The organism is Rhizobium lentis, assembly GCF_017352135.1.
GTDB classification, from domain to species: domain Bacteria; phylum Pseudomonadota; class Alphaproteobacteria; order Rhizobiales; family Rhizobiaceae; genus Rhizobium; species Rhizobium lentis.
In genome coordinates this window covers 608,266-631,560 of the sequence record NZ_CP071454.1, presented here as the reverse complement: position 1 = coordinate 631,560, position 23,295 = coordinate 608,266, and the positions used below count along the sequence as shown (strand labels likewise).

Here is a 23,295-nt window from a genome sequence, read left to right as displayed (position 1 = left end):
ACCATCAATCTGACGAGGTGATGTCATGGATTGCTATGCTATCGAAGAGAGCCGGTCGCAGCGGAGCACCGGCACTTTCCGACGCCTTGCCGGCTGGCTGGCGGGAAGCGCTGGGCGCTTCTGCCGCCTGCCGCGGCTCGATCTTTCCGCCACGCCGGACCGCGTCAAGCGCGATCTCGGTTTCCTCGACGGGCGCGATCCCTATTACGAAGACGAGCGCATGCGATAGTTTGAAAGTGCCATCAGGATTTCGGCGGCGGTCATGGCGGCGATGACTTCAGGGCGCTTGTCTCTGACCGCGTAGCCGCCGATCGGCAGCGTCAATCGCTCGATGGAGCCGCGTTCTCCGCCTGCTTCGCGCAAAAGCCAGCGTGCGAAGGTGGCGCGCTTGGTCGCCGAACCGATCATGCCGGTGTAGGCGAGGTCGGTTCTCTCAAGCGCTTCGCGGGCGATGAGAAAATCAAGCGCGTGATCATGCGTCAGGATGACGACCGCGCCGCCGGCCGCGATATCCTTCACCAATGCTTCGGGCATCGGCACCAGCCGGGTCTTGGTTTGAGACGGCAGGTTGGCGAGTTCTTCCTGTCGGGTCTCGACCACCGTTACCGATAAGGGCAGCGGCGCTAGAGCCGAGGCTAGCGCCCGGCCGACATGACCGGCGCCGAACAGATAGACGTCTGGCAGGCGCTCGATCTCGCCGGCAAGCCTCTCGTCGAGCTCATCTTTCAGCGCCTGCGTCAGCCGCCGAAACCGCAACTGCGTGCGCCCACCGCAGCACTGGCCGATCTCGGGGCCGAGCGGAATGTCCATAGTAAGTGCCCCGCCGGTTCCCGCTAACATCTCCCGTGCATTTGCGATCGCCATAAACTCGAACTGCCCGCCGCCGATGGTGCCCCATAATGCGGTTGGCGACACGAGCATGAAGGCGCCAGCTTCACGCGGGGTGGAGCCTTGGGTGCCGGTGATGTCGACGAGGATGCTGTCGGGGTGGGCGGTGAGGAAAGCGGGGAGGGTGGTCATGGGTAAGCTGATGGGTGTGGGGGTGTGTCACCCCCTCTGTCCTGCCGGACTGAGGGGGGTGCAATTTGCTCCAGCCTCTCCGCCCGTCCTGCTCAAACATGAAATCAGCCGGACGCATCCTACACCCGCTTCATCCGCTCCACTGCCATCAACACCCGCTCCGGTGTCGCCGGTGCGTCGAGTCTCGGGCAGACTTTGTAATCGGCGACGCTCGCCACCGCCATCGACAGGGCTTCCAACACCGAGATCGCCAGCATGAACGGCGGTTCGCCGACGGCCTTGGAGCGGCCGATGGTCGCTTCTATATTCTCGGACCATTCGGCAAGCCGCACATTGAAGATCTTCGGCCGGTCAGAAGCGAGCGGGATCTTGTAGGTCGATGGCGCATGGGTGCGCAACCGGCCCTTGTCGTCCCACCAGAGTTCTTCCGTCGTCAGCCAGCCCAAGCCCTGGACGAAGGCGCCCTCGACCTGGCCCATGTCGATCGCCGGGTTCAGCGAGCGGCCGACATCGTGGAGGATGTCGGTGCGGTCGATCAGATATTCGCCGGTCAGCGTGTCTATCGAGACCTCGGTGCAGGCGGCACCATAGGCGAAATAATAGAAGGGCGTGCCGCGGCCGGCCTTGCGGTCCCAGTGGATCTTCGGCGTCTTGTAGAAGCCGGCGGCGGACAGCTGGACGCGGGCAAAATAGGCCTGTTTGATGAAATCAGGGAAGGGGATCTCGATCTCGCCGACGCGCACTCGGTTCGGCAGGAAGGCGACGTCGGAGGGTGGCACATCCCATTTCTCGGCGGCAAAGGCCACCAGCCGTTCCTTGATCTGGCGGGCGGCGTCATAGGCAGCCATGCCATTCAGGTCCGAGCCTGAGGAGGCGGCGGTGGCCGATGTGTTCGGGACCTTGGCGGTCGTCGTCGCGGTGATCTTCACCCGGTCGATATCGACCTGGAAGCTGTCGGCCAGCACCTGCGCCACCTTCGTGTAGAGACCCTGGCCCATTTCGGTGCCGCCATGGTTGAGGTGGATCGAGCCGTCCTGGTAGATATGGACGAGGGCGCCGGCCTGGTTGAAGGCGGTCATGGTGAAGGAGATACCGAATTTCACCGGGGTCAGCGCGATGCCCTTTCGGATGTAGCGGCTGTCGCGGTTGAAGGCGATGATCGCATTGCGCCGCGCCCGGTACTCTGCCGTTTCCTCCAGCTCCTCGACGACGCGGGCTATGATGTTGTCCTCGACCTCCTGATGATAGGGCGTCAGCGTGCGCCCGGAGCCCGGCTGACCGTAGAAATTCAGCTTGCGGATATCGAGCGGGTCCTTACCGAGGGCGTAGGCGATCTCCTCGATGACGCGCTCGGCGCCAAGCATGCCTTGCGGCCCGCCGAAACCGCGGAAGGCGGTGTTGGACACTGTGTGCGTTTTCAGCGGTTTCGATTGCAAATGCACATGCGGATAGAAGTAGCTGGAATCGGCATGGAAAAGTGCGCGGTCGGTGACCGGGCCGGAGAGATCGGAGGAGAAGCCGCAGCGCGCCGCATATGTTGCGTCGACGGCGTGGATGCGGCCTTCGCCGTCGAAGCCGACCTCGTAATCGACGAGAAAATCGTGCCGTTTGCCGGTGGCGCTCATGTCCTCGTCGCGGTCCGGGCGAAATTTGATGGCGCGACCGAGCTTCTTGGCGGCAATTGCCGCAAGCGCCGCGAACTGATTGCCCTGCGTCTCCTTGCCACCGAAGCCGCCGCCCATGCGGCGCACATTGACGGTCACGGCGTTGGACGGGATGTCGAGCACGTGGCCGACGATGTGCTGGATTTCGCTCGGATGCTGCGTCGAAGACCAGACGGTGACCTCGTCGTCCTCGCCGGGGATCGCCACGGCGATGTGGCCTTCGAGGTAGAAATGCTCCTGTCCCCCGATGCGCATCTGCCCTTTGAGACGCATCGCGGCATTCGACATTTCGGTTTCCGGCTCGCCGCGTTGCAGCGTCATCGGGCTTACGACCAGCGGACTGCCATTGGCGAGCGCGCCGTCGACATCGTGCCAGTGTGGCAGGTCGCGATAGTTGACCTTCGCCATCCGTGCGGCCCGGCGCGCGGCATCGCGCGTTTCGGCGATGACGGCAAAGATCGGCTGGCCGTGGAACTGAACCAAAGTTTCGGCAAGCAGCGGCTCGTCGTGGCTGCCGTTGGAGCTAACGTCGTTGACACCAGGCACGTCCCTGCCGGTGAAGGCCCAGACGACGCCGGGATGGGCGGCGACCGCGGAGAGATCGATGCTGAGGATTTCGGCATGAGCCCGGTCGGAGAGGCCGAGCGCGCCGTGCAGCAGGCCTGCGGGTTCGGGGATATCGTCGATGTAGTCGGCGGTTCCGGTCACATGTTTATGCGCGGAATCATGTCGCAGCGAACCGTGCATCTGCCCGGAGATGATGGCTTTACGGTCTTCGAAGGTGGACTTGTCCATTAGATGAGTCCTCCGCGAAGGGAGGAAAGGAATGAGGGAGCGGAGGAGACCGCGACTATTCCCAGCAAGGTTTGCACTCGGGGCGTTCCGATCAATGCGTCCATCACGCCACCTCCTCGAACCGCTTCAGCTCCGCCGGCGCGCCGACCGTTTCCAGATAGAACCGCGTCAGCAGGTTCTTCGCCGTCAGTTGGCGGTATTCCGCCGTGGCGCGCCAGTCGGTGAGCGGCTGGAAATCGGTGTCGAAGGCAGGACGGGCGGCGTCGATCGTTGCTTCAGTCCAGGGTTTGCCAATCAGTTCGGCCTCCACCATACGGGCACGTTTCGGTGTCGCTGCCATGCCGCCGAAGGCGATGCGGATGTCGGTGACCATCTCGGCATGGTCGAGGGTCAAAAGGAAAGCGCCGAGCACGGCAGTGATGTCCTCGTCGCGGCGCTTGGTGACCTTGTAGGCGGCAAAGCGGCCGGTCGCGGGATAGGGTACGAAGACGCTTTCGACGAATTCGCCTGGCCTGCGGTCCTGCTTGCCATAGGCGATGAAGAAATCCTCGAGCGGCATCTTGCGCTGACCTTGCAGGGAGCGCAGTGTCAGCGTCGCGCCGAGCGCGATCAATGGCGGCGGACTGTCGCCGATCGGCGAGCCGTTGGCGATATTGCCGCCGATCGTGCCCATATTGCGCACCTGCTCGCCGCCGATGCGGTCGATCAGCCGTCCGAGCGCCGGAATTTTCTTCGAGATCGCTTCAAAGGCCCTGGTGTAGCTGACGCCGGCGCCGATGGTGACGCCATCCTCGCTTTCGATGATCGACTGCAGTTCGCTCAAATGATTGATGAAAACGACAGGGCTCAGCCGTCGCATCTGCTTGGTTACCCAGAGGCCGACATCGGTCGCGCCGGCGACGATGGTCGCATCAGGTTCCTGCGACAGCACTTCAGCCAATGCCTGGACAGAGGCCGGAACGATCAGCCGGTCTTCGCCCGTCCCAATCCGGATGGTGCCGCTCGCCTGCATTGCCCAGAGGCGCGCGATGATTTCCGATCGTGTCCGCTCCAGCGGGTCGAAGAGGGCGCTCGGGCGCATCAGGCTCACCCGCTCGGCGGCCTTGACGATCGGCTCATAGCCGGTGCAGCGACAGAGATTGCCTTGCAGCGCCTTTTCGATCTCACGGCGGCCGGGCTTTTCCGTCGTGAGCCATAGGCCGTAGAGCGACATGACGAAGCCCGGGGTGCAGAAGCCGCATTGCGAGCCGTGGCAATCGACCAGCGCCTGCTGCACCGGGTGCAGCGCGCCGTCCCGGCCGGCCAGGTGCTCGACCGTCACCACGTGGGTTGCGTGCAGCGAGCCCATGAACCGGATACAGGCATTGACGGATTCATAGGCGAGCTTGCCGTCTGCGAGCCGCCCGACGAGCACGGTGCAGGCGCCGCAATCCCCCTCGGCACATCCTTCCTTGGTGCCTGTCAGGCGCCGCTTTAACCGCAGAAAATCGAGAAGCGTCTCGGTTGGCCCGACCTCGGTGAGCGCGATGTCCTCGCCATTCAGGATGAAGCGGATGCTGTCGTTCATGATGTTCCTGTTATTGTTTTTCCAAATGGTTAAGCCGCCGTCCAGCCCCCGTCAATCGAGATATGCGTTCCCGTAACCTGACGGGCGGCGTCGCTGGCGAGGTAGAGCGACAAGCTACCGATCTCCTCGGCCTTGACGAATTCGTGCGTCGGCTGCGCCTTGAGGATGACCTCGCTCTTCACCTGTTCCTCGGTTATGCCGCGGGCCTTGGCGGTGTCCGGGATCTGTTTTTCCACGAGCGGCGTCAGCACGTAGCCAGGGCAGATGGCGTTGACGGTGACGCCGAACTCGGCAAGTTCCAGTGCCGCTGTTTTCGTTAGGCCTAATATACCATGTTTCGCCGCGACATAGGCGGATTTGAAGGGGGAGGCGACGAGGCCGTGGGCCGAGGCGATGTTGATGATGCGGCCATGCTTCTTCGCTTTCATCAACGGGATGGCGGCGCGCATAGTGTGAAAGGAACTCGACAGATTGATCGCGATGATCTGGTCCCACTTCTCGATCGGGAAATCCTCGATCTTCTCGACATGCTGAATGCCCGCATTATTGACGAGGACATCGACGGTGCCGAAGGACTTCGCAGCCGTCTCGATCAGATCGGCGATCTCGCCGGGCTTGGTCATGTCGGCCGGATGGTGGATCACGCGAGCCTTGGACATAGATTGAAGCCGCTCGATGATCGCCTTGATTTCATCGGCAGTTCCGAAACCGTTGATGACGACATTGTCGCCGGTTTCGGCGAAAGCGGTGGCGATCGCAAGGCCAATGCCGCTGGTGGAACCGGTAACGACGACTGATCTGCTCATGCTGTTTCTCCTGACACTGCGATGTTGCGTTGCAACGTTAGCGGCGAGGTTATGCCCAAAGCCGGCAGGCTGGCAATTCCGCTTTATTCGCTTTTCTCGCCTGCGTCCGTGTCCTATTGATTTGTTACGATAATCATATGCTTGAGGAGGATTTCATGGGTGGATATGTTCTGGCGATTGATCAGGGGACGACATCGACGCGGGCGATCGTCTTCGATGGCGACATGCATGTCGCCGGCAAGGGCCAGAAGGAATTCACCCAGATTTATCCGCGCTCCGGCTGGGTCGAGCACGATCCCGAAGAGATTTGGGATTCGGTCGTCTCGACCATCCACATGGCGCTGCGCGACGCCGGGATCGCGGCCAAGGATGTCGCCGCACTCGGCATCACCAACCAGCGCGAGACGGTTGTTGTCTGGGAACGCGAGACGGGCCGGCCGATCCAGAACGCTATCGTCTGGCAGGACCGGCGCACGGCAAGCTATTGCGACAACCTGAAACGGCAGGACCTCGAGCGGGTCTTCACCAGGAAGACGGGGCTTATCCTCGATCCGTATTTTTCCGGCACGAAGCTTTCCTGGATGCTCGCCAACGTGAAGGGCGCAAGGGCGCGTGCTTCCCGGGGCGATCTCTGCTTCGGCACCATCGATACCTTCCTGATCTGGCGTTTGACCGGCGGCAAGAGTTTCGTGACCGACGCGACCAACGCTTCGCGCACGCTCATGTACAACATTGCGGAAAACGCCTGGGACGAGGACCTGCTCGACATTCTGCGAGTGCCGTCCGCCATGCTGCCTGAGGTCAAGGATTGTGCCGCCGATTTCGGCATGGTCGATGCCGATATCTTCGGCGCCGAGATTCCGATTCTCGGCGTTGCTGGCGACCAGCAGGCGGCGACCATCGGACAGGCCTGTTTTGCGCCCGGCATGCTGAAATCGACCTACGGCACCGGCTGCTTCGCGCTGCTGAACACCGGCGCCGACATGGTGCGTTCGAAAAACCGACTGCTGACGACCATCGCCTACAGGCTCAACGGTGAGACGACCTACGCGCTCGAGGGCTCGATTTTCATCGCCGGTGCTGCCGTGCAATGGCTGCGCGACGGGCTTCGCATCATCGGCAGTGCCGCCGAGTCCAACTCGCTCGCTGAAAAGGCAGATCCCACGCAGGAGGTCTATCTTGTGCCCGCCTTCACCGGGCTTGGCGCACCGCATTGGGATGCCAAGGCGCGGGGCGCGATTTTCGGGTTGACGCGCAATAGCGGCCCGGCGGAACTTTCCAGGGCCGCGCTCGAAGCGGTCTGCTACCAGACCCGCGATCTCCTCGACGCCATGCAGAAGGACTGGAAGAATGCCGGCGACGACACCGTGCTGCGTGTCGATGGCGGCATGGTTGCCTCCGACTGGACGATGCAGCGTCTCGCCGACCTGCTCGATGCTCCCGTCGACCGCCCGGTCATCCTGGAGACGACGGCGCTGGGCGCCGCCTGGCTCGCGGGCAGCCGGGCAGGGGTGTGGCCGGACAAGGAGGGCTTTTCGGCGACGTGGAAACGGGATCGCCGTTTCGAGCCCGACATGGACGAGAAGCTACGCGCGGCAAAACTGAAGGGCTGGAAGAGTGCGGTCCGGCGGACGCTGAGCGAGGGGTAGGGCGATCAGAGCGGGGACACGGTGCCTTTCCGCTGCCGCGTGTCCGGCTTTATTCTTCCGCCGAGGAGCCGGCGCGCCGCAGAGCTTTGACTCTGCCTCCCAATGATTTTTTTGATGCGGCCTGTCGGCCAAGACGGTACTCCTTCGTCATTCGGAAAGAGGAGTGACCCGATGCTTTATGCAATCCTTTGTTACGCCCATGAGGAAACCGTCTTCGCCTGGACCCAGGAGGAAGAGGCTGCCGTCATGGAGAAGCTTTACGCCGTGCAGGAGCCGTTGGCCAAATCCGGCAAGCTCGGCCCCGTCGGGCGGCTGATGCCGACAACGGCTGCGACCACCGTGCGCAAAGGCAAGGACGAGCCCCTGGTCATCGACGGGCCTTTCGCGGAGACGAAGGAGGCGCTTCTCGGCTTCTACGTCGTTGACTTCGAGACGCTTGAGGAGGCGGTTGCCTTCTCGAAACAGCTTTCCGCCGTCAATCCCGGGTCCACCTCTTACGAAATTCGGCCTTTCTACGTCTTCAGGCCGGGAGATGCTGCATCATGACTGATATTGCCTGGATCGACCTTGCCCTTGCCTCGGCCCGCCCGAAGGCGCTTGGTGCGCTGTTGCGCTATTTCCGCGACCTCGATACCGCGGAAGAGGCGTTTCAGGAGGCATGTCTGAGGGCGATCCGGACATGGCCGGAGAAAGGACCGCCGCGCGATCCGACGGCCTGGCTGATTTTCGTCGGGCGCAACAGTGGCATCGATGCCGTGCGCAAACGGTCGAAGCTTCAGGCGCTGCCGGATGAGGATACGATCTCCGATACCGAGGATGCCGAAAGCGGTATTGCCGAGCGGCTTGATGATTCCAACTATCGCGACGATATCCTGCGGCTTCTCTTTATCTGCTGCCATCCCGATCTGCCGGCGACCCAGCAGATTGCACTGGCGCTGCGCATCGTGTCCGGCCTTTCGGTGCAGCAGATCGCGCGCGCTTTCCTGGTTTCGGAAAGTGCCATGGAACAGCGCATCACGCGGGCCAAGGCGCGTGTCGCCAAGGCGGGTGTGCCTTTCGAAACGCCTAGCCCGCAGGAGCGGGCGGAGCGGCTTTCGATCGTCAGCACGATGATCTACCTCATCTTCAACGAGGGCTACAGCCAGGCCGATCCCAAGCATGAGGCGGCCGCCTTCAGCGATGAAGCGATCCGGCTGGGACGCCTGATGCTGCACATCTTTCCGTCCGAACCGGAACTGATGGGGTTGCTTGCGCTGATGTTCCTGCAGATATCTCGCCGCCCGGCGCGCTTCAGCGCCGAGGGCGAGATCGTGCTGCTCGAGGATCAGGACCGCTCGCTCTGGAACCAGCTTTTCATCAATGAGGCCTTGGCGCTGCTCGACAAGGCGCTGCGCCACCGGCAACCCGGTCCCTACCAGCTTCAGGCGGCCATAGCCGCCATTCATTCCCGCGCGAAACGCGCCGAAGACACTGACTGGACGGAGATCGATCTGCTCTACCGGGCGCTGGAGCGTGTTCAGCCTTCGCCTGTCGTCACGCTTAATCGCGCCGTCGTTGTTTCCAAGCTGCACGGACCGCAGGAGGCGCTGGATCTCATCGAGCCGCTGGCTGAGAAGCTCGGCGGCTATTTCTATTATCATGGCCTGCGCGGCAATCTGTTGAAACAGCTCGGCCGCAGCGGCCAGGCGCGCGAAGCTTTCGACCGCGCCATCGCGCTCGCCCAGTCTGCGGCGGAGGCTGCTCATATCCGTCACCAGATCGACAAGATGCAGGAGGAGGCCGCGCAGCCGGTCGCAAATTAATTTAAGCCTGCTGTCGGAACAGCTGATGTCGACACGTCTTTGTAACAACCTGATACGAAACAGGTTTCATTCTAACGGAGAGATGTTGAAATGACCGCCAGCACGCAACATGAACTCGTCCTCGTTCGCGAATTCGACGCCCCGCGCGAGAAGATCTTCAAGGCATGGACCGATCCGGATCTTGTGAAGCAGTGGTTCGTCCCGCGCCCGTGGAGTGTGGCAGACGCGACGCTTGATGTGCGCCCCGGCGGCGCAAGCGTTGTCGTCATGCAGGATCCCGAGGGCAATCGGTATCCGAACTATGGCGTCTATCTCGAGATAGTCGAAAACGAGAAGATCGTCTTCACCGATGCCTATACCAGCGCCTGGGTGCCTGCCGAAAAACCCTTCTTCACCGGCGTCATCTTGCTCGAAGATCTCGGCAACGGCAGGACGAAATATACGGCCAGGGCGCTGCACTGGCGCGCCGAGGACAAGGAAGCGCATGAGAAGATGGGCTTCCATGAAGGCTGGGGCAAGGCCGCCGACCAGCTGGCGGAATTGTTGGCGAAAATGTGAATGTCAGGGACGGCGTGGTGGAGGCCGCGCCGTCCCGATGCTTCAAGTGCGGTGTGAGGCAGCTTGGAAGATGATTCCGCTGAGGCTACCAAGCCTTTGAAATCAGATTCGAATTGATGGTGCGCGTGGGCCGGCGTCGCCGTCGACGCGGGATCTATCCTGTGCCAATCTGCTGGCATGAAGGGATACGTCTACATCCTCGCATCCAAACGCAACGGCACGCTCTATACCGGTGTGACGCGTGACCTTCCCGGCCGGCTATATGAGCATCAAAATGAGCTGACGCCAGGGTTCACGTCGAAATACGGCGTCAAGACTTTGGTGTGGTTCGAGGAGCATGATTTGCTGACGGCTGCGATCACGCGCGAGAAGACGATCAAGAAATGGCCGAGGCAGTGGAAGCTCAATCTGATCGAGCGGGAGAATCCGGAGTGGGAGGATATCTCCTTTCATCTTCTTGGTCTGTGATGAGCTGTGTCCCTCGTCGCGCAGACGCGCGACTGCTGGATTCCTGTGACAAGCACGGGAATGAGGGAGTTCTTGGCGTTCGCAGAGGTCAACAACCACCGTTAGCGCAGTTCCGCATCTGAAAAAACGCTTTGAATGATACGGGATTTGGGTGGCGAGGTGATCACCACTTGCTCCCTCATTCCTGTGCTTGTCACAGGAATCCAGCAGCGCCATGTCCATGGCGCAGGGACTCTTTGCCATCCTACGATGTTTGCTCGGCTAGATGTGGCTGAAGGTCCCATCGAGCCCTTAAAAACTTCCGCTGCCTATCGAAATTCTCGAACATTCAGTTCCACAATTTATGTTTGCGCTGCATCCCTGCCATGCTTATCTCAGCCTGGAATTCAACGAGATGCCGACGATGGAACTGGGCCTTTACACATTTGCCGACGTCAATCCGAACCCTTCCCGCGGCAAGGGAGCGGAAGGGGCCGAGCGGCTGAAGCATCTGATCGAGGAGATCGAGCTTGCCGATCAGGTGGGGCTCGACGTCTTTGGGCTCGGCGAACACCATCGGCCGGACTATGCGGCCTCGGCGCCCGCCGTCGCGCTGGCGGCGGCAGCCGTCAAGACCAAAAACATCCGGCTGACCAGCGCCGTCACCGTGCTGTCTTCCGATGATCCGGTGCGCGTCTTCCAGCAGTTTTCGACCCTCGACCTGATTTCCAATGGCCGTGCCGAGATCATGGCGGGGCGCGGCTCTTTCATCGAGTCGTTCCCGTTGTTCGGCTACAATCTCGAGGATTACGACCAGCTCTTCGAGGAGAAGCTCGATCTGCTCCTGGCGCTGCGCGATAATGAGACCGTCGCGTGGAAGGGCGAGCTTCGCGCGCCGATCAACGGCCGCAGCGTCTATCCCCGGCCGCTGCAGGATCCGCTGCCGCTCTGGGTCGCCGTCGGCGGCACACCGCAATCGGTGGCGCGCGCCGGCGCGCTCGGGCTGCCGGTGGCGCTCGCGATCGGCGGCGAGCCGCGCCGCTTCGCGCCGCTCTTCGATCTCTACCGCGAGGCGGCGCGCCGGGCAGGTCAGGACCAGGCGAAGCTGAAGACCAGCATCAATGTTCACGGCTTCATCGCCGACACGACCGAGGCCGCCGCCGACCAGTTTTACGGTCCGCAGGCCGAGGTAATGAACCGTATCGGCCGCGAACGCGGTTGGGGGCCGACCAACCGGGCGCATTTCGATCTGTCGCGCGGACCGAACGGCGCGCTCTTCGTCGGCGATCCCGAGGTGGTCGCCGAGAAGATCATCGCCCATCACGTGCTTTTCAAGAATGACCGCTTCCTGCTGCAGATGGCGATCGGCCTGATGCCGCATGATCAGATCATGCGCGGTATCGAACTCTATGGGACGAAAGTGGCGCCGATCGTCAGAAAGGCATTGACTGAAAGGGGCGAAGGGGCGAAAGCCACGGCTTAACCAGCGCAACCCCTCAGCGCGTCCTCGCGCTCTAAGGCGGCTGCGGCCGTCCCGCGCAAGGCCGGAAGAGACGAATGGTAATCGCAAACGACGATGAACTGACAAAGCTCAAGGAGATCGGCCGGATCTGCGCCAACGCCATCCAGGTGATGGCGGCAGCGATGGAGCCGGGCATGACGACGCTGGAACTCGACCAGATCGGCCGCAAGGTGCTCGAGGAATCCGGCGCGCGCTCGGCGCCGGAGTTCTGCTACCAGTTTCCCGGCGCCACCTGCATCAGCGTCAATGAAGAAATCGCCCACGGCATTCCAGGGGCGCGGGTCATCCAGGCCGGCGACCTGATCAATATCGATGTCTCGGCGGAAAAAGACGGCTTCTTCGCCGATACCGGCGCCTCCTTCGCGATGCCGCCGGTCAAGCCGAGGATCGAACGGCTCTGCCGTGACGGCAGGCGGGCGCTCTGGGTCGGGCTCAACCAGGTGAAAGCAGGCGAGCCGCTGGCAAAGATCGGCACTGCCGTCGGCGCATTTGCGCAGAAGAACCGCTACACGCTGGTCGCCAATCTGGCGAGCCACGGCGTCGGCCGCTCGCTGCACGAGGAACCGGCCGAGCTCTCGACCTGGCCGGATCCCTCGGAAAAGCGCGTGATGACGGATGGCCTCGTCTTCACCGTCGAGCCGTTCCTTTCGCTCGGCGCGACATGGGCCGAGGGCGGCGACGATGCGTGGACGCTCTATGCCGATCCCAAAGCCCCGACTGTCCAATATGAGCACACAGTGGTTGCGACGCGGAATGGACCGGTGATTTTGACCTTGCCGGACGGGCGGGTGTAGGGCCGGGACCTGGAATTTAGAGTGGAGCGCCCGCATCACCCTTCGAGGTTGGTATCTCCATGACGCTTTGTAAGCGCTCACCACCTTGTCCTCCCTCATTCCTGTGACGAGCACAGGAATGAGGGAGGAGGGGTTAGCGCACCATCAACTTACTGGGCCTGTTGGCCGTTCTTCCTCCTCACCCCCGCGCGTCCGGCCTGCCGCCCTGCAGGATTTCGGTGGCGGCGCGTTCCAATATGCCGGCGATGCGGGCTGCTTCGGACTTCGACCAGGGATAGCGCATCTGGAGAGCAGAGCGCAGCAGCATGCGGGCAGCGCGGATATCGCCGCCGTCCTGCATGAAGTCGCCGTCATCGCTGTCGACGCCGTGACGGTCGGTTTCGAAGACACGCTTCACATAGGCCATCTTCTCGCCGATGCGTTCAAGCTTGGCGAGCGTGTGCAGGATCATATCGCGGTTTTCCTCGACACGCTGGCGACCGGCTTCGGTGATGCGATAGAGCTTCTTGGTCCCTTCGTTCTCCACTTCGGCAAGACCGGTTTCCTCGAGATAGGTGAGCGCGGGGTAGATGACGCCGGGGCTCGGCACATAGAAGCCGCCGGAACGCTCCTCCAGCAACTTTATCAATTCGTAACCGTGGCGCGGCTGCTCGGCGAGCAGCGCAAGGATAACGAGCTGCAGATCGCCTGCTGCGAATTTGCGGCCCATGCGGAAAGCTTCGCCGAACATGCCACCTTTAAAACCTCTCATGGTCTTTCCTTTCATCGTCAGATGTATCGTTGGCTATGTCGTAAAACATATATCGTAAGATAGTTGCGTTCAAGGCAGGTCGAGAATTTTTCGACCTTTCCGGAAATTGATCGATCGATCAGAAATAGTCGTTTGCGATGCCGGTGCTGCGGCGCGATAAGCGCTGCATGCTTTCCCGCCCGCCGCACTCCCCGCCAGATCTTGTCTCCACCGCTGCTGCCGGCGCCGTTGCCATGGCGGCGGCCATGGGTTTCGGGCGCTTCTCCTACACGCCGATCCTGCCCGGCATGATGAGCGGCGTGCCGCTTTCGGCCGCCGATGCCGGCTTTATCGCGTCGGCGAATTTCGTCGGTTATCTCGTTGGCGCCGTGCTTGCGGGCTATGGCTGGGCGGCGGGACGCGAACGGCTGGTGGCGCTGCTGGCACTGCTTGCCACCGTAATACTGCTCGCGGCGATGGCGGCCACAGATTCCGTCGCGATCTTTGCGGTCATCCGGTTCCTGGCCGGTCTTGCCAGCGCCTTTGCGATGGTCTTCACCTCATCGATTGTGCTCAGCCACGGGGCTGCTGCCGGCAACGATCATGTGCAGGCGGCGCATTTCGGCGGGCCGGGCGCGGGCATCGCGCTTTCCTCGGTCATGGTGCTCCTGATTGGACTCGGCTTTCACGACGGTCCGGACGGCTGGCGCGCCGACTGGATCGGCGGGGCGCTTTATTGTGCTGCGAGCCTGCTCATCGTCTGGTGGCTCCTGCCTTCGGCGCCGGCGCAATCGGCACGCGCGGGCAAGGAGCCGGCGCTCGTCTGGAACCGGCCGATGGTGCTCGTCACATTGTCCTACGGCCTGTTCGGCTTTGGTTATGTCATAACCGCGACCTTCCTCGTCACCATCGCGCGCCTGTCGGCAACGGGAGCTTTCGTCGAATTTCTCTGCTGGTTCATCGCCGGCGTGACGGCGGCGGTTGCGCTCTTTGGGTGGAAGCCGCTGGTGCGGCCGCTCGGCCTTGGCGGCGTCTATGTCGCGGCGCTTCTCATCGAGGCGGCCGGCGTGCTCGCCACCGTGGCGCTGCCGCCTTCGGTCGCGCCGCTGATCGGCGGCGCGCTGTTCGGGGCGACGTTCCTGGCAATTACCGCTTACGGGCTGCAGATCGGCCGCAAGCTATCCCCCGAAAGCCCGCGGCGGATATTAGCGATGATGACCGCCGCCTTCGGCGTCGGCCAAATCCTCGGGCCGGTCGTGGCGGGCTGGATCGCCGAACGCTCAGGCAGTTTCACCACGCCGACAGTAATCGCCGCCGTCGCCCTCGTCGCCTGCGCTGCAATGGTGATGCCCGTGATGAGGAAAATCGCTTAACCGGTTACATCTCCGTAACAATCGGCCGAACCCATTGCTGCTTCCTTCGAACTGCCTTAGTTTCCGGCACAATCAGTGTTCCGTGACACTCCCGAGACTCACAGTTCAGGAAAGCAAAGTCCCCCGTGTTTCATTCCTTCTTTCCCCAGCCGAAGCCATTCTTCATTTCGCTCGTCGTCTGGACGCTAATTTCAATATTGGGCTGGTATTTCTTCGCGGCCGGTCTCGGCGCGTCGTTTGGCTTTGCACCGGTTGCGGAAGAGCAGCAGCCGATCGATCTTTCATTCTTCCTGCTGCCGGAAAATATCTGGTTTTACAGCTATTTCTTTCTGTCGGCGCTGATCTTCTGCGGCGCGTGGCATCTGATAGCGCGGAACCATCCCTGGAAGCTGTGGTCGATCTGGGGTTCGGCACTTATCATCTTCGTGACATATTTCGGCGTCCAGATCAGCGTCGTCATCAATAACTGGCGCCGGCCATTCGGTGACCTCCTGCAGAATGCATTGTCGAAGCAGCCGGGCATAACCGTCGACAATTTTTACAGCCTTATGTGGGTCTTCTGTCAGATCGCTTTCCTCAGCATGTTCGTGTCGATCATGACTGACTTTTTCACCAGCCACTACATATTCCGCTGGCGTACGGCGATGAACAATTTCTACATGTCGAAGTGGGAAAAGCTGCGCCATATCGAGGGTGCCTCACAGCGCGTCCAGGAAGATACGATGCGCTTTTCGAGCACGCTCGAGGGTCTCGGTATCAGTCTCATCAATTCGGTGATGACGCTTGTGGTCTTTCTTCCGATCCTTCTGGCGCTATCGCATTACGTGACCGAATTGCCGGTCATCGGCCGGCTGGCGAATTCGCTCTTCTGGCTGGCGCTCTTCTGGTCGGCGTTCGGCACCCTCCTCCTTGCAGTCGCCGGTATCAAGCTGCCGGGCTTGAACTTCCGCAACCAGCGTGTCGAAGCAGCCTATCGCAAGGAACTAGTTTATGGTGAGGATCATGCGGACCGGGCGCAGCCGCCAACGGTACGGGAACTCTTCGGCAACGTTCGACGAAACTATTACCGCATGTATTTCCACTATATGTATTTCAATGTCGCGCGTTATTTCTATATCCAGGCCGACGCGCTCTTCGTGGTCTTCATGCTGGTGCCGACCATCGTTGCGGGCACGATCACTTACGGCATCTTCCAGCAGATCTCGACCGCTTTTGGACAGGTCAGCAACTCGTTCCAGTATCTGGTCAACTCCTGGACGACGATCATCGAACTGCTCTCTATCCACAAGCGCCTCAAGGCTTTCGAAGCGGCAATCGACGACGAACCGTTGCCGGAGATCGATCAGCGTTATCTGGAGCGTGAGGGGGGAGTTGTGCACGCGGATGGTTGATGGGTAAAGCTTGCTTGTGAACGGTAGGCGGTGAATTCAATACGCGGGGTGCATGTGGCCCCCTCATCCGCCTGCCGGCACCTTCTCCCCGATGGGGAGAAGAGACTTGCGGCAACGTCTCGTTTCCTCTTCTCCCCAGCGGGGAGAAGGTGCCGGCAGGCGGATGAGGGGGCCACACGGCACCGCCCCTCATTCCAAAGCCCGGTCAGAGCCCCGACGTCCGCTCCAGCTTCCCGCGTCCCTCGATCATCGGGATCGCTTCCGAATAGCTGACGCAGGCCACCTCCGCCCGGTGGCAGACGTCGCCGACCAGGCGGTTCAGGGCGCGCCAATAGGCGCCGCCGTTCATTTCGACGAAGTGGAAGCCGAGCTGGAGGGGGATGCGGTTGCCGTCATACTGGCGGTCGAAGGCCCTGGAGAAGGCGGCGTAGGCGCGGTCCTCGAACTCCTTCGAATCCGCGCTGTCTTCCTCACCCTTGGAATGGCGGACGAAGAGGTTGTAGTCCATGCCGATGATCGGCTTGTCGTTCGGGCCTTCCGGGATCAGGGGAAGGCCGAAGCGGATCATGCCGTCTTCCTCGACAGGCATGGCCGGGCCTTTGGTGACGAGGCTCGCGTCATAGGTGAAGCCCGCCTTCTTCTCGGCGGTGATCATGTCGGCGCCCGCCGTCGCGGAGAGATAGGGGGCGCGAAAGCCCTTGATGCCGTGATCGACCAGATCCTGCCAGCCGGCGGGTTCCTCGAGGCCGACGCTCTTCCAGGCATTCTTCAACGTGGCGTGAAAGGTTGCGTATTCGGCCGACCAGTCGGCTTCGCTCCATTGCCGCCCGTCGAAATGGCCGCAGGCATGGCTCGATATGTCGTGACCTTCGAGATGGGCATGCCAGATATTGCCGAGGCGTTCGCGAACCTCGTCATCGCTCTGGGCAAAACCGACATTGGATTTTCCGCGTTTCTGATGCGGCGCTTGGTAGGCCTTCTTCGCCGCCTCGTTCATCAGAAAGGTGCAGGAGAGGAAATAGGTGAAATGAGCGCCATTCTTCGCCGCCATCTCGCGGCTCTTCAGCCAGAGCGCATTGTCGTGGGCGCCGTCGAAGGAGATGATGACGAGCTGCTTCGGCCTGTCGGCTGCTGTTGCCGTCGCAGGAAGAATGAGGGAAGCAGCCAGACAGGTGGCGAGAATAGGACGAGACATAGGCACCGCGACAATTTGTTCGCGGTTTCCCTCCGATAGAATTGCGGCGAAGCTGCGGTCCTGCTGGTATTTTTTCCCGCCAGGCTCTAAGCCATGAGAAACGGCACGGAAGGGATGCGCAATGACGCTGCTTATCGTCGGAATCATACTTTTTCTCGGGGTGCATCTGGTGCGGGTAGTCGCCCCCGATTTCCGTCGCTCGATGATCGCAAGCCTCGGCGAGAGGGGCTGGCGGGCCGGCTATTCGATTGCCAGCATTCTCACGCTCGTCCTCTTGATCTACGGATTCGGGCAGGCGCGTGGCGTGACCGGCATGCTTTACAATCCACCGGTCTGGACGGCGCATATCGCCATCACGCTGATGCTGATCGCGATGATCTGTCTCGTCGCATCGCTGCTGCCGGCGGGGCATATCGCGACGAAAACCAAGCATCCGATGGTACTGTCGGTAAAGATCTGGGCGCTGGCGCATCTGCTCGCCAATGGCGAGACGTCATCGGTTCTGCTGTTTGGCGCTTTTCTCGCCTGGGGGGTGATCGTCCGCATTTCGCTCAAGCGCCGCGAGCGAGCGGGCGATACCACGCTCCGCCCCTTCGTCTCGGCCAAGTACGACCTCTATGCCGCCGTCATCGGCATCGTTGCCTGGGCGCTGATCATCTGGAAGCTGCACGAGTGGTTGATCGGCGTTTCGCCGCTCGTCGTGTGACGATTCTTTGATATCCCCCTTACAACGGCGGCAAAATCGGGTAGAAGGCCCGGCAACGTGCGTTTTGCACAGCCTATAGCTATTGCCGCGGCCGGAGACGAGAATGGCATTCAATGACGACAGCTTCATCCGTGAAGTCAATGAGGAACTGCGGTCCGACCAGATGAAGGGCGCCTGGCGCCGGTTCGGCCGCTATATCATCGTCGTTGCCATCCTGATCGTCGTCGGCACCGCCGGCAAGGTGCTCTTCGAATACTGGGACGATACCCGCTCCTCCGGCGCCGGCGATCAGTTCCTGGCGGCGATGAAGCTTGCCGATGAGAACAAGAACGACGAGGCGCTGGCCGCGCTCGACAAGCTGGAGAAGGAAGGGCACGGCGCCTATCCGGTGCTGGCGCGCATGCGGGCCGCGACGGTACAGGCGCAGAAGGGTGACGCCGGCGCGGCGATCGCCGCCTTCAACGAGATTGGTAAGGACAACGGCGTTCCTGCTGCCGTGCGCGATGCCGCAAAAATGCGCGCCGGCTGGCTGTTGATCGAGAACGGCTCTTATGAGCAGGTTTCGGCCGCAATCGAGGAAATGGCTGTGCCGGGAAACGCCTTCCGCCATTCGGCCCGCGAAGCACTCGGCTTGGCCGCCTACAAGGCCGGCAACATGGCGCAGGCGCGGCAATGGTTCCAATCGATTATCGATGACACTGACAGCCTGCGCCCCGTTGCCAATCGCGCCCAGATGATGCTTGATCTCATCACCGCATCCGGCAAGGCGCCCGCCGCGCAGGGCTGAGTTTTAAGGAAAAAGAATGAGTTTCACGGTCGCCATCGTCGGTCGTCCGAATGTCGGTAAGTCGACGCTTTTCAACCGCCTGGTGGGCAAGAAGCTTGCGCTCGTCGACGACACGCCCGGCGTGACGCGCGACCGCCGGCCGGGTGAAGCGCGGCTGATGGGCCTGACCTTTACGATCATCGACACGGCCGGTCTGGAAGAAGCCGACGAGGAAAGCCTGCAGGGTCGGATGCGCGCCCAGACGGAAGCGGCGATTGACGAGGCTGATTTGTCGCTTTTCGTCGTCGACGCCAAGAACGGCCTGACGCCCGTCGATACCGCGCTTGCCGAAATGTTGCGTCGGCGCGGCAAGCCGGTGGTGCTCGTTGCCAATAAATCCGAAGCGCGGGGCTCCGACAGCGGTTTCTACGACGCCTATACGCTCGGCCTCGGCGAGCCGACGCCGATCTCGGCCGAGCACGGGCAAGGCATGCTCGATCTGCGCGACGCGATTGTCGAGGCGATCGGCAAGGACCGGGCCTACGCCAAGGACGATGTTGCCGTCACCGACGTCGATATTCCGCAGACCTCGGATGAGGGTGAGGACGAGGACGAAGAGCCCGTCTATGACGAAACCAAGCCGCTGAGGGTGGCGATCGTCGGCCGTCCCAACGCCGGCAAGTCGACGCTGATAAACCGCTTCCTCGGAGAGGACCGGCTCTTGACCGGGCCTGAGGCAGGCATTACCCGCGATTCCATCTCGGTCGAATGGGACTGGCGCGGCCGCACCATCAAGATGTTCGACACCGCCGGCATGCGCCGCAAGGCGCGGGTGACCGAGAAACTGGAGAAGCTTTCGGTCGCCGATGCTCTGCGCGCCATCCGTTTTGCCGAGACCGTCGTCATCGTCTTCGATGCGACGATCCCGTTCGAGAAGCAGGACCTGCAGATCGTCGACCTGGTGCTGCGCGAGGGCCGTGCGGCGGTGCTTGCCTTCAACAAATGGGACATGATCGAGGACCGTCAGGCGGTGCTTGCCGACCTGCGCGAAAAGACTGACCGGTTGCTGCCGCAGGCGCGGGGCATTCGCGCCGTGCCGATCTCCGGCCAGACCGGCTGGGGGCTCGACAAGCTGATGCAGTCGATCATCGATACCGACAGGGTCTGGAACAAGCGCATCTCGACGGCGCGGCTCAATCGCTGGCTGGAGACGCAGCAGATCCAGCATCCGCCACCGGCCGTTTCCGGCCGCCGGATCAAGCTGAAATACATGACGCAGGTGAAGGCCCGCCCGCCAGCCTTCATGATTTCGTGCACCCGCTCGGATGCGCTGCCCGAATCCTATACACGCTATCTGATCAATGGGTTGCGCGCCGATTTCGACATGCCGAGCGTGCCGATCCGTATCCATTTCCGCTCGCCTGATAATCCTTACGAGTCGAAGAAGAGGCGGACATAGGGGGCTGGACGTCGCTGACTGGCGTTGCTTTGCTCGGCACCCCCTCTGTTCCTGCCGGACATCTCCCCCACAAGGGGGGAGATCGACTCGCGGATGGAATCTCACCAGACCATTGATGTTGAAACGAGCGGGTGCGCCCACCCAATCTCCACCCTTGAGGGGGAGATGCCCGGCAGGGCAGAGGGGTGTCACAAACTTTGTGACAGCCATCTGCTGTTCAGCGCCTAAGCCACGCTTCCATTCAGCGCCTCACGCAACGCCACGATCTCAGCCTGAAGGCGGGTGAGGTCGACTGCATCGCGACCACTGGCGGCGGCGATGCAGTCGGGGATGGCGAGCGCTTTTTCCTTGAGGCGCTTGCCCTCCTCCGTCAGCCGAAGCACGACGACGCGTTCGTCCTCCTTGCTGCGTTCGCGTCTGACATAACCAGCGGTTTCCAGGCGTTTCAGCAGCGGAGTCAGCGTGCTCGATTCCAGGAAAAGCTTCTCGCCGAGGCCGCCGACGGTCTGCCCGTCCTCGCCCCACAGCGCGACCATGGCGAGATATTGCGGGTAGGTGAGGCCGAGCGTGTCGAGAAGCGGCTTGTAGACGCGCTTCAGAGCGTGGCTTGCCGTATAGACGGCGAAGCAGATGAAATCGTCGAGCTTCAGCTGATCCTGCATGGTCATCTCCAGAACTGATTGAAATTATATCGTGCGATAAATAATAGGAAGCGATTTTCATGCATGGCAGATATGCAGAGATTTGAATTGTTCAACAAATAATCGTGCGCGATACAAATGCTGTGTTCACGATGGACACCGAAACCGAGAGGACAAGACAATGTCGACCATCAAGACCGCAGTTTCCGCAGCAGCACTCCTGGCAGCTTCCGCCATCGGCGCGCTGGCCGATCCGGTACTGGAACCGACAACGCAGAAATTCATAGATAGCCTTGCCGGCGGCAAGCCGATCTATACGCTGTCGCCGGCCGATGCCCGCAATGTTCTGGCCGGCGCGCAGAAGGGCGAGGTGAAGAAGCTTGCCGCGCAGGAAGAGAACAAAGTCATCAAGGCAGGCCCGACTGATAGCATCAAGCTGCGCATCGTCCGCCCGGAACATGCCAAGGGCACGCTGCCGGTCATTCTCTATTTCCATGGCGGCGGCTGGGTGCTCGGCGATGCCGATACACATGACCGGCTGGTGCGCGAGATGGCCAACGGCGCCGATGCCGCCGTCGTCTTCGTCGATTATGAGCGCTCGCCTGAGGCTCGTTATCCCGTCGCCATCGAGCAGGCCTATGCCGCGACCAAATATGTCGCCGAACATGCCAAGGAATTCAATGTCGACGCCAGCAGGCTCGCGGTTGCGGGTGACAGCGTCGGCGGCAATATGGCGGCGGTGGTGACGCTGCTTGCCAAGGAGCGCGGCGGCCCTGCCATCGACCAGCAGGTGCTGTTCTACCCTGTCACCGACGCGAATTTCGACAATGGTTCCTATAACGAGTTTGCCAATGGCCCGTGGCTGACGAAGGAAGCGATGAAGTGGTTCTGGAACGCCTATCTGCCCGACCAAGCCAAGCGCAAGGAGCCGACAGCTTCGCCGCTGCAGGCATCGCTCGAGCAGCTCAACGGTCTGCCGCCGGCTCTTATCATCACCGATGAAAACGATGTGCTGCGCGATGAGGGCGAAGCCTACGGCCGCAAGCTCAGCCAGGCCGGCGTCAAGGTCACCTCGATCCGCTACAACGGCACGATCCACGATTTCGTGCTGCTGAACGCGATTACCGAAACGCCGGCCGTCCGCAGCGCGATTGCGGTCGCGAACGATACGCTTCGCAGCGCCCTGCACCAGAAGGATTGATCAGTCTCCGGAAGGGAGAGGCCCGGCGGTTTCGCCGGGCTTTCTGCTTCTCGGAAGCGACTTGGCGAATTGCCAGGCCTTCTTCCATTTCGGCGTGATCACGCCGTTGGCGGCGCGGATGTTGTTGATGAACTGCAACGTCGCCGCTTCCCAGGAATATTGCATGGCAAGCGCATGCGCCTTCTCCCGTGAAGCGGAGAGGGCGGCAAGGCAGGCGGCGCGCAGATCCCTATCAAGCGCGCCGACCTCGTTGTCCTCGCCGATGATGTCGAGCGGGCCGGTGACCGGATAGGCGGCGACCGGCACGCCTGAGGCCAGCGCTTCCAGGATGGTGTTGCCGAAAGTGTCGGTGAGCGAGGGGAAGACGAAGACGTCGGCCTGGGCATAGGCTTGGGCCAGCTCCTCGCCGAACTTCACGCCGGCGAAAAAAACATCGGGATATTGCTTTTCGAGCTCGGCGCGGGCCGGCCCGTCGCCAACGACGACCTTCGAGCCCGGCAGATCGAGATCGAGGAAGGCCGGCAGGTTCTTTTCCAGCGCCACGCGGCCGACGGTCATGAAGATCGGGCGCGACAGGCCGAACGGTTTTTCCTCGAGCGCCATCGGGCGGAACTGGGTGGCGTCGATGCCGCGGCTCCAGGGCATGAGATTGCGGATGCCTTTTTCCGACAGTTCACGCGCAAGGCTCGGTGTCGCCACCATGCAGCCGGCGCCGCCATTGTGGAACCAGCGGACGAAGGAATAGAGCCAGCTCTTGGGGATCGGCAGGCGGGCTGCGACATATTCCGGGAAGCGGGTGTGGTAGCTCGTCGAAAACGGCATGCGGTTCTTCAGGCACCAGCGGCGGGCGGTCAGTCCGAGCGGCCCTTCGGTGGCGATATGCACGTAGGAGGGATTGTGCTTTGCGATCTCGCGGGCGATGCGGCGATAACTGGCGATCGACAGGCGGATCTCGGGATAGGTGGGGCAGGGGATGCTGTTGAAGCGCTCCGGCGTCACCATCGCAACCTCGACGCCCATCTTCGCCAGCTCGCGATTGGTGTTCTCGATCGAGCGCACCACGCCATTGACCTGCGGATGCCAGGCATCGGTGACGATCACCAGCCGTTCCGGCAGTTTGCAGGCGGAGGCGGCATTGGCCCAGCTCTCGCCGCTGTAAGTGTTTGCCGGACGTTGCAGCATGTCGCGATTTCCATCCGCGTTGCAGTG

22 protein-coding genes are annotated in these 23,295 nt (G+C 61.8%); 14 read left to right on the top strand and 8 right to left on the bottom strand.

What is annotated here, in order from left to right; translation table 11 throughout:
• Nucleotides 1–25 precede the first annotated feature (25 nt).
• A complete protein-coding gene (locus J0663_RS03140; RefSeq protein ID WP_207243019.1) occupies nt 26–229 on the top strand; it encodes a hypothetical protein in 204 nt (67 codons plus the stop codon).
• Here the strand turns inward: J0663_RS03140 and xdhC are convergent.
• The 4 genes from xdhC to J0663_RS03120 all read right to left on the bottom strand — a co-directional run bounded on the left by xdhC (nt 205) and on the right by J0663_RS03120 (nt 5,852).
• Nucleotides 205–1,020, bottom strand: coding sequence for a xanthine dehydrogenase accessory protein XdhC (xdhC, locus tag J0663_RS03135; protein WP_207243018.1), 816 nt, complete (start codon nt 1,018–1,020; stop codon nt 205–207). The two genes, J0663_RS03140 and xdhC, sit on opposite strands and share 25 nt — an antisense overlap.
• Nucleotides 1,021–1,139: 119 nt before the next feature.
• Nucleotides 1,140–3,479 (bottom strand): xanthine dehydrogenase molybdopterin binding subunit, encoded by a 2,340-nt coding sequence (gene xdhB, locus J0663_RS03130; protein WP_207243017.1) that lies wholly within the window; start codon nt 3,477–3,479, stop codon nt 1,140–1,142.
• Between the two features lie 103 nt (nt 3,480–3,582).
• Entirely contained in the window at nt 3,583–5,046 is a 1,464-nt protein-coding gene (gene xdhA, locus J0663_RS03125; RefSeq protein ID WP_207243016.1) for a xanthine dehydrogenase small subunit, read from the bottom strand.
• Nucleotides 5,047–5,075: 29 nt separating this feature from the next.
• Entirely contained in the window at nt 5,076–5,852 is a 777-nt protein-coding gene (locus tag J0663_RS03120; protein WP_207243015.1) for a 3-hydroxybutyrate dehydrogenase, read from the bottom strand.
• 155 nt (nt 5,853–6,007) lie between these two features.
• Here J0663_RS03120 and glpK point away from each other — a divergent pair, with 155 nt between their 5' ends.
• The 7 genes from glpK to map all read left to right on the top strand — a co-directional run bounded on the left by glpK (nt 6,008) and on the right by map (nt 12,624).
• Nucleotides 6,008–7,501 carry a glycerol kinase GlpK gene (gene glpK, locus J0663_RS03115; RefSeq protein WP_207243014.1) on the top strand — a complete coding sequence of 498 codons (1,494 nt, stop codon included), beginning with the start codon at nt 6,008–6,010 and terminating at the stop codon, nt 7,499–7,501.
• Nucleotides 7,502–7,672: 171 nt separating this feature from the next.
• On the top strand, nt 7,673–8,047 hold the full coding sequence (locus tag J0663_RS03110; protein WP_207243013.1) for a YciI family protein: 375 nt from the start codon (nt 7,673–7,675) through the stop codon (nt 8,045–8,047).
• A complete protein-coding gene (locus tag J0663_RS03105) occupies nt 8,044–9,303 on the top strand; it encodes an RNA polymerase sigma factor (RefSeq protein WP_207243012.1) in 1,260 nt (419 codons plus the stop codon). The genes J0663_RS03110 and J0663_RS03105 overlap by 4 nt, the downstream gene beginning before the upstream one ends.
• Nucleotides 9,304–9,393: 90 nt before the next feature.
• Nucleotides 9,394–9,861 (top strand): SRPBCC family protein, encoded by a 468-nt coding sequence (locus J0663_RS03100; RefSeq protein WP_207243011.1) that lies wholly within the window; start codon nt 9,394–9,396, stop codon nt 9,859–9,861.
• Nucleotides 9,862–10,038: 177 nt separating this feature from the next.
• Entirely contained in the window at nt 10,039–10,329 is a 291-nt protein-coding gene (locus J0663_RS03095) for a GIY-YIG nuclease family protein (RefSeq protein ID WP_207243010.1), read from the top strand.
• A gap of 403 nt (nt 10,330–10,732) precedes the next feature.
• The gene (locus J0663_RS03090) at nt 10,733–11,791 is read left to right on the top strand and encodes an LLM class flavin-dependent oxidoreductase (protein WP_207243009.1); all 1,059 of its coding nucleotides are present in this window, start codon (nt 10,733–10,735) and stop codon (nt 11,789–11,791) included.
• A gap of 74 nt (nt 11,792–11,865) precedes the next feature.
• Nucleotides 11,866–12,624 carry a type I methionyl aminopeptidase gene (gene map, locus J0663_RS03085; protein ID WP_207243008.1) on the top strand — a complete coding sequence of 253 codons (759 nt, stop codon included), beginning with the start codon at nt 11,866–11,868 and terminating at the stop codon, nt 12,622–12,624.
• Nucleotides 12,625–12,802: 178 nt separating this feature from the next.
• Here map and J0663_RS03080 read toward each other — a convergent pair whose 3' ends face one another.
• Nucleotides 12,803–13,375 (bottom strand): PadR family transcriptional regulator, encoded by a 573-nt coding sequence (locus tag J0663_RS03080; RefSeq protein ID WP_207243007.1) that lies wholly within the window; start codon nt 13,373–13,375, stop codon nt 12,803–12,805.
• A 137-nt stretch (nt 13,376–13,512) separates the two neighbouring features.
• On the opposite strand from J0663_RS03080, the gene J0663_RS03075 reads away from it, so the two are divergent.
• Nucleotides 13,513–14,727, top strand: a complete 1,215-nt coding sequence (locus J0663_RS03075; RefSeq protein WP_207243006.1) for an MFS transporter — start codon at nt 13,513–13,515, stop codon at nt 14,725–14,727.
• Nucleotides 14,728–14,852: 125 nt separating this feature from the next.
• The gene (sbmA, locus tag J0663_RS03070; protein ID WP_207243005.1) at nt 14,853–16,118 is read left to right on the top strand and encodes a peptide antibiotic transporter SbmA; all 1,266 of its coding nucleotides are present in this window, start codon (nt 14,853–14,855) and stop codon (nt 16,116–16,118) included.
• Between the two features lie 205 nt (nt 16,119–16,323).
• On the opposite strand, the gene J0663_RS03065 is transcribed toward sbmA, so the two are convergent.
• Nucleotides 16,324–17,313, bottom strand: coding sequence for a polysaccharide deacetylase family protein (locus J0663_RS03065; protein WP_207243004.1), 990 nt, complete (start codon nt 17,311–17,313; stop codon nt 16,324–16,326).
• A gap of 121 nt (nt 17,314–17,434) precedes the next feature.
• Here J0663_RS03065 and J0663_RS03060 point away from each other — a divergent pair, with 121 nt between their 5' ends.
• The 3 genes from J0663_RS03060 (at nt 17,435) to der (ending at nt 20,244) form a co-directional block, all read left to right on the top strand.
• Nucleotides 17,435–18,019 carry an NnrU family protein gene (locus tag J0663_RS03060; RefSeq protein WP_207243003.1) on the top strand — a complete coding sequence of 195 codons (585 nt, stop codon included), beginning with the start codon at nt 17,435–17,437 and terminating at the stop codon, nt 18,017–18,019.
• Nucleotides 18,020–18,122: 103 nt separating this feature from the next.
• Nucleotides 18,123–18,806 (top strand): tetratricopeptide repeat protein, encoded by a 684-nt coding sequence (locus J0663_RS03055; RefSeq protein WP_207243002.1) that lies wholly within the window; start codon nt 18,123–18,125, stop codon nt 18,804–18,806.
• Nucleotides 18,807–18,822: 16 nt separating this feature from the next.
• Nucleotides 18,823–20,244, top strand: coding sequence for a ribosome biogenesis GTPase Der (gene der, locus J0663_RS03050; RefSeq protein WP_207243001.1), 1,422 nt, complete (start codon nt 18,823–18,825; stop codon nt 20,242–20,244).
• A gap of 224 nt (nt 20,245–20,468) precedes the next feature.
• On the opposite strand, the gene J0663_RS03045 is transcribed toward der, so the two are convergent.
• Nucleotides 20,469–20,906, bottom strand: a complete 438-nt coding sequence (locus tag J0663_RS03045) for a MarR family winged helix-turn-helix transcriptional regulator (RefSeq protein ID WP_207243000.1) — start codon at nt 20,904–20,906, stop codon at nt 20,469–20,471.
• 160 nt (nt 20,907–21,066) lie between these two features.
• On the opposite strand from J0663_RS03045, the gene J0663_RS03040 reads away from it, so the two are divergent.
• Nucleotides 21,067–22,086, top strand: a complete 1,020-nt coding sequence (locus tag J0663_RS03040; protein WP_207242999.1) for an alpha/beta hydrolase — start codon at nt 21,067–21,069, stop codon at nt 22,084–22,086.
• Here the strand turns inward: J0663_RS03040 and J0663_RS03035 are convergent, their stop codons facing one another.
• Nucleotides 22,087–23,268 (bottom strand): glycosyltransferase family 4 protein, encoded by a 1,182-nt coding sequence (locus J0663_RS03035; RefSeq protein WP_207242998.1) that lies wholly within the window; start codon nt 23,266–23,268, stop codon nt 22,087–22,089. It abuts the gene before it with no gap.
• Nucleotides 23,269–23,295: the final 27 nt, after the last annotated feature.